The 2,136-nt window shown below is 64.8% G+C and carries 3 protein-coding genes; 1 reads left to right on the forward strand and 2 read right to left on the reverse strand.

Translation table 11 applies throughout. From position 1 onward, the window contains the following. Positions 1-550, forward strand: a 550-nt coding sequence (gmk, locus tag VJ811_RS03435) for a guanylate kinase (protein ID WP_324070876.1), incomplete at its 5' end; no start/stop codon positions are given. Between the two features lie 185 nt (positions 551-735). Here the strand turns inward: gmk and VJ811_RS03440 are convergent. Together VJ811_RS03440 and VJ811_RS03445 are read right to left on the reverse strand one after the other, a co-directional pair. Continuing rightward, positions 736-1,173: an acyl-CoA thioesterase gene (locus VJ811_RS03440; RefSeq protein WP_324070877.1), complete on the reverse strand. Its 438-nt coding sequence runs from the start codon at positions 1,171-1,173 to the stop codon at positions 736-738. A 1-nt stretch (position 1,174) separates the two neighbouring features. Beyond that, positions 1,175-1,957 (reverse strand): SDR family NAD(P)-dependent oxidoreductase, encoded by a 783-nt coding sequence (locus tag VJ811_RS03445; protein ID WP_324070878.1) that lies wholly within the window; start codon positions 1,955-1,957, stop codon positions 1,175-1,177. Positions 1,958-2,136 lie beyond the last annotated feature (179 nt).

The raw sequence follows: 2,136 nt of genomic DNA on the forward strand, positions 1-2,136 counted from the left end.
CGCGCTCTCGGTCTCCGCGACGACGCGCCCGCCGCGTCCCGGCGAAATCGACGGGGTCCATTATCATTTCGTCGACACCGACAGCTTCAAGAAGATGGCCGCCGACGGCGAGTTTCTCGAATGGGCGCATGTCTTCGGCCACCGCTACGGCACCCCGCGCGCGCGGGTCGAGGAGTTGCTCGCCGCGGGCAAGGACGTGTTGTTCGACATCGACTGGCAGGGGGCGCAGCAACTGTATCAGGAGGCCGGCCCCGACGTCGTCCGCGTCTTCGTCCTGCCGCCGACGATGGAAGAGCTCGAACGCCGGCTGCGCTCGCGCAACACCGACAGCGATGAGGTGATCGCCGCGCGCATGGAACGCGCTGCGAACGAGATCAGCCACTGGGACGGCTATGACTATGTGTTGATCAACGACCATGTCGAAGGCTGCTTCGACGAGGTCCGCGCGATCCTGCGCGCCGAGCGGCTGAAGCGCCGCCGCCAGATCGGGCTGATCGGTTTCGCGCGCGACCTGATCCGTTCGGTCCCCGACGCCGACAAGAATTTGTAGCGTCTCTCCTCCCCCCTGATGGGGGAGGCAGCGAAACTTGCGAACTTGTTCGCTAGTTGCGGCGGTGGGGGTGCGGTTTCGGGCTGAAACGGCGGCGCCATGTCGCACCATCACCTTCATCCAACTGCGCCTGGCCGCTTCGCGACAAGGCTCCGTATCCTTCTCCCATCAAGCGAGAAGGAAATTCAGACCGGCGCCACCAGATTCGCCTCCAGCTCCGCCACCATCTCTGCGCGCAGCGGTTTCGCCTGACCGTCGGTGCGGCACACGACCACGGTGTCGCAGATCGCGATCGGGCGGCCGTTCTGGAACATCGCCTGCACGATCGTCCAGCTCGACGTACCGAGCCGGCCGATCCCCGTCGCGATCTTTACCGGATCGGGGAAATTGCCTTCGGCGAGATAGTTGATCTCGACCGCCGCGACCATCGTCCGCTCGTTCGAGGGGCGCTCGTCCAGCGGGCGAACCTGCCGGTTCAGCAGCACGCGGCCGCTCTCGAACAAGGCGGCAAAGGCCACATTGTTGAGGTGGCCGTTGATGTCCATGTCCTGAAAGCGCGTCTGCAACTCGATACAGACGGGGTAGCTGGCGGCATCGAGCCGCCAGCTTTCCGGTTTGGGCATGTCAGCGCGGCGCCATGCGGATGCCGCCGTCGAGGCGGACGTCCTCGCCGTTGAAATAGCCGTTCTCGATCATGCAGATCGCGAGATTGGCATATTCGGGCGGATTGCCGAGACGCTTCGGGTTGAGTACCGAGGCGCCCAATGCATCGCGGACATTCTGCGGCGCGCCGGCGAGCAGTGGGGTGTCGAAGATGCCGGGCAGGATCGTGTTGACGCGGATATTCTCGTTACCGAGGTCGCGTGCGATGGGAAGCGTCATGCCGACGACGCCGCCCTTCGATGCCGAATAGGCCGCCTGGCCGATCTGGCCGTCCTCGGCCGCGACGCTCGCCGTGTTGACGATCGCGCCGCGCTCGCCATCCTCCATCGGATCGAGCGTCAGCATGCCCGCCGCCGACTTGGCGATGCAGCGGAAGGTGCCGACGAGGTTGATCTGGATGATCCAGTTGAACGCATCGAGCGGGAAATGCTTGATGCTGCCGTCTTCCTTGCTGCGGCTCGCGGTCTTGATCGCGTTGCCGGTGCCCGCGCAATTGACGAGGATGCGTTCCTGCCCATGCGCTTCGCGCGCCTTGGCGAAGGCGGCGTCGACCGACGCGTCGTCGGTGACGTTGCATTCGCAGAAGACGCCGCCGAGCTCTTCGGCGAGCGCTTTGCCCTTTTCTTCCTGCAGGTCGAAGATCGCGATCTTCACGCCCTTCGCGGCAAGCGCGCGCGCGGTGGCGGCGCCGAGGCCCGAGGCGCCGCCGGTGACGACGGCGGATACGGTGGAATCGAGTTTCATATTGGTCTCCCTTAAATCGTCGCCCCCGCGAAGGCGGGGGCCGCTGGCAGCCTTGCGCCACCCCGATGGCGGCCAGTTAAGGGTTGGACATGCTCCCAGCATGTCCAAGGATTGTCCGGGGGACAATCCGACCCTTCACTCTTTCGCGGGGGCAACACCTTTTTCTCTTGGTTTGTTTA

Source organism: Sphingopyxis sp. (assembly GCF_035250425.1).
GTDB lineage: Bacteria > Pseudomonadota > Alphaproteobacteria > Sphingomonadales > Sphingomonadaceae > Sphingopyxis.

Bases quoted from the DNA above. Each gene is read 5' to 3' on its own strand.
- VJ811_RS03440 (WP_324070877.1), bottom strand. From the start codon at position 1,173: ATGCCCAAACCGGAAAGCTGGCGGCTCGATGCCGCCAGCTACCCCGTC.
- VJ811_RS03445 (WP_324070878.1), bottom strand. From the start codon at position 1,957: ATGAAACTCGATTCCACCGTATCCGCCGTCGTCACCGGCGGCGCCTCG.